This window comes from uncultured Citricoccus sp. (assembly GCF_937871995.1).
Classification (GTDB): domain Bacteria; phylum Actinomycetota; class Actinomycetes; order Actinomycetales; family Micrococcaceae; genus Citricoccus.
Window position 1 is genome coordinate 1 of the sequence record NZ_CALMQR010000005.1, and the last position, 6,513, is coordinate 6,513.

The window sequence follows — 6,513 nt, forward strand, 5'->3', positions numbered from 1 at the left end:
GGGCTGAGCCAATGCAGGTCGTTGCCGTGCGCCTCACTGCCGAGGAAATTGCGGCACTGGATGAGCGGGGCGCGCGAGAGCACCTGTCACGCTCGGAGACAATCCGCCGCGCCCTGACTGACTTTGTAGCGTGAAAGTCCACGCCAGCGCACTCAAGCACGGAGTACTCCCCGAGGACGCGGTCCAGGCAGCCGACTGGTTCCAGTGGATAGAACCCCTTAGAGGGAGATGACTGGCCGCATCGTGAGTTACGGCTCGGCTTCGACACCGGGGCCCGCTTGCTTAAGACCGTTGAACTGGTCTTTGAAAGTGGCGAGCAGATGGTGAGCCATGTCATGCCATGCCCGCCAGGAGGCAATATTGGGACCTGCTCCCCTAATCCCAGCCTCCTTCCTGCCGCGATGCGGCTGCATGTGCCGCCGGGGCCGCTGGTGGCGTGGCGTCGGCTGTCCAGCGTGAATGCATGACGCTGGCCAGCCGACGCCAACCATGCTTCACCGATGCGATGTTGACTCCGCGAGGTGGGTCTCGGCCGCGGCGCGTTGGCGTTCGATGGCGCGGTAGACCGTCGAGCGGCCGACGTCGAAGAGTTCGCCGACCTCGAGGATGCTGTACTGGCCGCTGTGGACCAATGAGACCAGATGCGCCTCCTGGCGACGGTTGAGCTTGGGCTGCTTGCTGCGCAGACGGCCCTTGTCCCGGGCGATCTTCATCCCCTCGCGGGTGCGCAGCCGGATCAGGTCGGACTCGAACTCCGCGACCATGGCCAGGACGTTGAACAGCAATCGCCCGATGGCGTCGGTGGGGTCGTAGACCGACCCGCCCAGCGACAGGCTGATCTGCCGGGCCGTTAGCTCGTCGGCGATCGCCCGGGCATCGGGCACCGACCTGGCGAGGCGATCGAGCTTGGTCACTACCAGGGTGTCGCCGGCCCGGCCGGCAGCCAGTGCTTCGCGCAGACCGGGGCGTTCGCGGTTCGTGCCGGTCAGGCCGTGGTCGACGTAGACCCGCTCGGGCTCGACGCCCAGGCCGAGCAGGGCGTCGCGTTGGGCGGTCAGGTCTTGCTGGTCGGTGGAGCAGCGGGCATATCCGATAAGCAGTGCGCTCATGGCGCACCTCCAAAAGGTTGGCTCGGCCCAGCCCGGGATGGCTGGACTCGAGTGTCGAGCAGCGCTCGATCCTGCCACCAAGCGCCTTCCATCACGGGCTCTGCAAGACCCAGCGATCCATCGTCTAGGAGGACCCACGTCTGGGCACGAATCACCGCACCTTCAGTCCTTCGGTGGTCTCAACGACCGGATGCCGTAGGCCGTTCCCCCACGACGGAGATCGGTCGGGCTATCGCACCAGCAAGTTCTCGTGGACCTGACCCCACCCGTCATCAGTGAGCTTGGTGACGTCAACCCCGTCGCGGACCACCCTGGCCTCGGTGCTCTCCATCTCGAGCGTCGCCAGCTGGGTGGCGACGTTCGAGTGGCCACTACAGGCGGACGATTCCGCTTCCATGGCCACAATGCACACGCCGCTTGCGATGCCAGGGTCGACGGGCTTGGCGAGGAAGTATGAGATGAGATGCCGATACCGGCCGCTGCCAGAGCCTTGCGTTGCATCGGGGCTCCTGACCATGGACGTTGGGGTATCTGCCACCCTAGTCAGACGCGAGTGAACCATGTCATGGTCAGGCGATTTCGTTTGGGTAACCGGGGGTCGTGCGCCTGGTCCATACTGCGACATCGATCGGTACGACAGGGGGCCGTGTCACCGATCAACTCTGAACGAATGTCGTCACTGCCCTTCGAAACTGCGGCATAGTCAGCGACTGGCCAGCCTGCGCCGCGAGGGTGGCCCCCGGGTGGAATGGCCGGTGAGGTGTTCACCGCCGAGTCGCGCGGGGTGCTGGGCGGAGATAGTCCGTGAGGAACCCGCCCAGCAGCCCTGCCGCCACGAGCACCAGGGCCGGCCACAGGATCAGCGGTCCCGTGATGACGGTGACGTCGAAACCGACCAACGGCTTAAGCACCAGGGCGGTCACCACGTAGGCAATCGCCAGCAGGACCGTGACAGCAATCACGCGCTGGCCTTGGCTGCGCCGCTTCACTGCGGGGAAACTCGCTGCGTACTCTTGGGCGGTGCCGAACTCGGCCTCGGGCGACGAGTCATCGGATGCCGTGTGGGCACGCACCTCTTCGATCGCCTCGGCCACTTGGGCTTCCGGAACTCCGCGCAGGCGCAGGTTGAAAGCCAAATCACGTTCGTAGGTCATGAAACGTCCTGTCAGTTGGTGCGGAGAGTTGCCAGCATCTGGCTCATGTGGTCCCACGCGGCGTGGGCCCGTCCGAGTTCGTTAACTCCGAGCGGTGTCAACTCGAACACCTTGCGGCCCGGTCCGGTCTTATCGTGCTCCCACCGGTGCTCCACCAGGCCTTGGCCCTCGAGGCGTCGAAGCAGTGGATACAGGGTGCCTCCCTGGACCCGGGGAAAGCCACTGCCGCGCAGGACCTCGACCAGGGCGTACCCGTGCTGCGGTCCGGCGCTAAGCAGAGCGAGTACGGCCTGAGGGAGTGCGGCCCGGGTGATTTCCGTGGACCAGTCGATCGAGGCCATGTTAGATAGTAACGCTATCTAGATGGTCGCACCGCTTCACGTACCGATTAGACATCTTCTGCCAACATTGACGCGGGAGGCCGCCCCGTCTCCGACGAAGGATCCCCCGTGTGGGAAGCTGGCGATGCTCTCTATGGCGCGCCTGGTGTAGGACGCGCCTTGGTCTGGTGGCAGGATGCAGAGTGATCAGGGAGCGGCTTTCGGTGGGCACGGAAACAGCCTGCATAGGGACCGCAGAAGCAACTGGCGGGCAGTCGCAAGGCTGTGGCCCCTGTGAGCGGCTCCGTCGAGACGGGGCTGCAGGTGGCTCAGAATCTCGTCATGAGTGCGCCACGAGCGTCTGACACGGCAGGATGCGCCTTGGGGGTCATGTCGCCGGGTACATTCGGTGCACACCACGGTTTCGAGGCGCCCTGTTCTCGACCACTGATTTGGCCGCTAAAGAGTGGCCGTGACGCACGAGGGAAGACATGAGTGCTGCACCGACCATCACCGAGATCGATGGCGTGGAGGTCCACTGGCGCGCTTTGCCGGGGCGCCTGCGGGCGGACCTGATCTTCCGTGCGGGTGCGGTGGACGAGGCCTTCCACACTCTGGGTACGGGACACCTCGTGGAGCACCTGGCCTTCGCCGAGGTAGAGGACCTGGACCCAGACGTGAACGGCTGTTCCGGAATGCTCACCACCACCTTCCAAGTGGAAGGGACGCCGGAGAAGGTGGCCCATCAACTCCGGTCTCTGTGCCGGGCGATCTCCGACCTGGCCGACGGTTCCCTGCCCGCAGCCCGGATCGAGCACGAGAAGAGGATCCTCGCGGCCGAGGGCGACGTCTCGGCGCTTGGGGAACCGGCCGTGGCCGAGGCACTGACGGTCCGTTACGGACTGCGCGGACCGGGTCTGGCCGGGGTGTCGTCGCGGTTCATCGAGAAGCTGACCGATGCCGAGATCCGTTCCTTCACTCGTGAGTACTTCACCCGCGGCAACGCCTTGCTGGTACTCAGCGGTGACCCCCCGGCCGGTTTGCAGCTTCCCTTGCCCGAGGGTGCCCGTCGCTCCGTGCCGGAGTTCGATCCCGTCCCATTGGTCTTGCCCGGGGAGTACACCACCGGCGGTGAGGACCTGGTGTTGTCCTTCCAGGTGCCAGGAATGTCCGCCGCGGCAGACCCGGTGGCTCGGCTGGTGCTCGGGACGCTACGCCGCCGGACCTTCCGACGGCTGCGCCGGGACGCTGGGGTGGTCTACGACATCGAGGCCGGCCAGGCACTGCAGCCACAGTCCGGGGTGGCGGTGGTCATCGTTCGGGTCGCGAAGACCTCCCTGCCTCAGGCGGCCGAGGGGATTCTGGGTATCCTGCGCGAACTGCGGGACCACGGCGTGACGGACGCCGACCGGGAGGCGGCCTACCAGGAGGTCCAGGACCAACTCGAGGACCCGCACCACGAGACCGTCGAGCTCTTCGACGCCGCCGAGGCAGGCTTCCTGCAGGCGCCGCAACCTTCCCTGCAGGACCTGGGTGCAGCTGTGCGCGCGATCACCAAGGAGGACGTGCGAGCCTGGCTGGCCGGGCTGGATTCGACCCTGGCCGTCGGGGTACCGGCCATAGACCTCGACGACGAGCCCGAGCCGGGCACCTCGGGTCTGGTCGCAACGGTGATGGGCCCCCTACCGGGCCCGGAGGTCACCGGGACGGTCTACCCCGTCAAGATGTTCGCGCGACTGGCTGGGGTGCCCAAGGGACTCAAGCTGGTCGTGGGTGAGAGTGGCGTGTTGGTCACGGACGGCCAATTTCGGCGGTCCCTGGCCTGGGACCAGGTCGCCGCGGTGGAACAGGACGCCTCGGATCCGGACGACGTCCAGACCACCGTCGTCGGCGTCAACGGCGAGGTCATCGAGGTCCCGACGGCCGTGCTGAAGGGCGGGGACCGCGCCGTAGACCAGATCTGCCAGCACGTCCCGCAACGACGGCAAATCACCACACACCTTCGCGATGACCGTGCCGAGCATCGAGAACAGGGACCAGTGTGAGGAAAGCTATTGCGGGCGTCGCGCTCAGCGTGATGCTGGGCATCGCGCTGACCGGATGCGGCGAAGACGCCGAGAGCCAGGGCCCGGACACTGGGGATTTCGCCTACGTCACCGACGCGTCCCCGGCAGCGTCCAACGGCGGGGAGGGGGCGGGGGGTCCGACGGAAATGCCCACGATTGCGGTGATGGACGATGACCGTTTCTGGCACATCATTGACCAGTCCGGGTCATCGGCCGGTGGCAGCGTCGAGGACCAGACCGGCAGCCTGACCGCCACACTGGCGGGTCTGACGGCCCAGGAGATCGCGGCGTTTGACGTGGCCTTCGCGGCCCACCGGGACGAGCTCTACTCGTGGGATCTGTGGGGCGCGGCGTACCTGTTGATGGGCGGGTGCTCGGATGATTGCTTCACGGACTTCCGCAGCTGGGTCATCGCCCAGGGCCAGGACTACTTCGAGGCCGTGAAGTCCGACCCCCAGGCCTTGGCCGATGGCCGTTTGAAGGATGCCGGGCAGGTCGCCGAGGCGGAGTTGTTGTCCTACGTCGCCATGGACGTCTACGTGGAGGCGACCGGCCGGGAGATCTTCATGGACTACGGGTCTCGTCCGGGAGCGGAGATAGCCGCGGAGCCCACAGGGCAGGAGTGGGATGAGGACGATGAGGACGCGCTCCGCGCCCGCTACCCGAAACTGAACCCGCTGCCGTACTGGTAGCCAGGAACTGCTCACAGCGCCGAAGCACCGCCCGCGTTTCGCACGAATGACTGCGGGCTCGCGCTCAGCCGCGTCCGTTCGGGCATCCGCTTCCGGGCCGCACCGCAGCGCTTCAGTGGCCTGAACGACCAGGCGCCGTAGACGGTTCCGTCACTGCGATTCACGCCCTTACCCACATGTGTCCATCGGCCCCGTCGCGCAACCCACGGGTTACCGTCCAACCCGAGGGGGAATCTTGGGTCGGCAGTGTGACTGCTGAGATACGTGGCGTTCTCACCCTGGGTTGAACGCCTTCCGCCTCCGGTTGACGGCCCCGTCCACGAGGGGATTTTCTGATCTCAGGTCAGGAGGCGTTGCAAGCCCTCACGGTACTGGCGGTACAGCTGGACAGGTTCCAGGGATTCACCGGCGTCGGCCAGTTCGGCCCAGTGGTCCCAGCAGGACCGCCAGAGCAGCATGGCGGTCTCGGCGATGAGCCGGGCCGTCATGAGGTTCATGTCTGCCCCGCCTCGCCTGAGCAGACGGTCGCGTAGACGAAGTACGAGCTCGTGCTCCTGGGCGGTCGCCAGGCCTCGGATGTCCGGTTCGCGCAGCAGGATCCGTCGGACCCGCTGGTTCGTCTTCAGGTCTTCCTGGGGCTCGGCGGCGATGACGGCGGCGGCCATCTCCTCGACCGCCCGGAGCGCGGCATCGGGTCCGGTGCCGTCGAGTTCGAGGGCGTCGATGGCCCGGAGCAGCCGGCGCTGGCCGGGCAGGACGGCTTGTTCCTTGGAGGCGAAGTGTCGGAAGAACGTCCGGGAGGAGACCCCGGCGCGGGCGGCGATCTGCTCGACGGTCGTGGCCTTGACGCCTTGGGCCTCGAAGAGGTCGACGGCCGCCCGGTGGATCGATTCCTGGGTCTCCAGTCGTCGGCGGGTCCGCAGGTCCGGCACGTCCCGGACCGGGATGCCCGGGGCGGGGTTCCCTCCGGCAGCGTTCCTGGTGGGGTTGTGGTGGGCCACGGGCACCCTTCATCGTTTTGGCCGCTATGCGGTGTGATTCTAGGCACGTTCCAGCACCTACGGTTAGCGACAGTACTTGCCATTCTGGCACACTGTGACACGAACCCGGCCGGCCCTGCCTTGGCCGAGTGCGCCCATTTCCTCCCCTATCCCACGCTCCGGTGTCTCCGA

Annotated in this window: 8 protein-coding genes; 3 read left to right on the forward strand and 5 right to left on the reverse strand. The window is 66.5% G+C overall.

Annotated features, from left to right (window positions below; translation table 11 throughout):
* Positions 1–134, forward strand: a 134-nt coding sequence (locus Q0283_RS00155) for a ribbon-helix-helix protein, CopG family (RefSeq protein WP_298041878.1), incomplete at its 5' end; no start/stop codon positions are given.
* 360 nt (positions 135–494) lie between these two features.
* Here the strand turns inward: Q0283_RS00155 and Q0283_RS00165 are convergent.
* The 4 genes from Q0283_RS00165 to Q0283_RS00180 all read right to left on the reverse strand — a co-directional run bounded on the left by Q0283_RS00165 (position 495) and on the right by Q0283_RS00180 (position 2,604).
* Complete coding sequence (locus tag Q0283_RS00165; protein WP_298041871.1) at positions 495–1,109, reverse strand: recombinase family protein; 615 nt, start codon at positions 1,107–1,109, stop codon at positions 495–497.
* 229 nt (positions 1,110–1,338) lie between these two features.
* Complete coding sequence (locus tag Q0283_RS00170) at positions 1,339–1,506, reverse strand: hypothetical protein (RefSeq protein ID WP_183525454.1); 168 nt, start codon at positions 1,504–1,506, stop codon at positions 1,339–1,341.
* A gap of 367 nt (positions 1,507–1,873) precedes the next feature.
* Positions 1,874–2,263, reverse strand: a complete 390-nt coding sequence (locus Q0283_RS00175) for a hypothetical protein (protein WP_183525451.1) — start codon at positions 2,261–2,263, stop codon at positions 1,874–1,876.
* 11 nt (positions 2,264–2,274) lie between these two features.
* Entirely contained in the window at positions 2,275–2,604 is a 330-nt protein-coding gene (locus Q0283_RS00180) for a PadR family transcriptional regulator (protein WP_183525448.1), read from the reverse strand.
* 470 nt (positions 2,605–3,074) lie between these two features.
* Between Q0283_RS00180 and Q0283_RS00185 the strand changes: the two genes are divergently transcribed.
* Positions 3,075–4,628 (forward strand): insulinase family protein, encoded by a 1,554-nt coding sequence (locus Q0283_RS00185; protein WP_183525445.1) that lies wholly within the window; start codon positions 3,075–3,077, stop codon positions 4,626–4,628.
* A gap of 185 nt (positions 4,629–4,813) precedes the next feature.
* Positions 4,814–5,341 carry a DUF4240 domain-containing protein gene (locus Q0283_RS00190; protein WP_183525442.1) on the forward strand — a complete coding sequence of 176 codons (528 nt, stop codon included), beginning with the start codon at positions 4,814–4,816 and terminating at the stop codon, positions 5,339–5,341.
* Positions 5,342–5,679: 338 nt separating this feature from the next.
* Here the strand turns inward: Q0283_RS00190 and Q0283_RS00195 are convergent, their stop codons facing one another.
* On the reverse strand, positions 5,680–6,342 hold the full coding sequence (locus tag Q0283_RS00195) for a TetR/AcrR family transcriptional regulator (protein ID WP_183525439.1): 663 nt from the start codon (positions 6,340–6,342) through the stop codon (positions 5,680–5,682).
* Positions 6,343–6,513 lie beyond the last annotated feature (171 nt).

Bases quoted from the DNA above. Each gene is read 5' to 3' on its own strand.
- Q0283_RS00185 (WP_183525445.1), top strand. From the start codon at position 3,075: ATGAGTGCTGCACCGACCATCACCGAGATCGATGGCGTGGAGGTCCAC.
- Q0283_RS00175 (WP_183525451.1), bottom strand. From the start codon at position 2,263: ATGACCTACGAACGTGATTTGGCTTTCAACCTGCGCCTGCGCGGAGTT.
- Q0283_RS00180 (WP_183525448.1), bottom strand. From the start codon at position 2,604: ATGGCCTCGATCGACTGGTCCACGGAAATCACCCGGGCCGCACTCCCT.
- Q0283_RS00165 (WP_298041871.1), bottom strand. From the start codon at position 1,109: ATGAGCGCACTGCTTATCGGATATGCCCGCTGCTCCACCGACCAGCAA.
- Q0283_RS00170 (WP_183525454.1), bottom strand. From the start codon at position 1,506: ATGGAAGCGGAATCGTCCGCCTGTAGTGGCCACTCGAACGTCGCCACC.
- Q0283_RS00190 (WP_183525442.1), top strand. From the start codon at position 4,814: ATGGACGATGACCGTTTCTGGCACATCATTGACCAGTCCGGGTCATCG.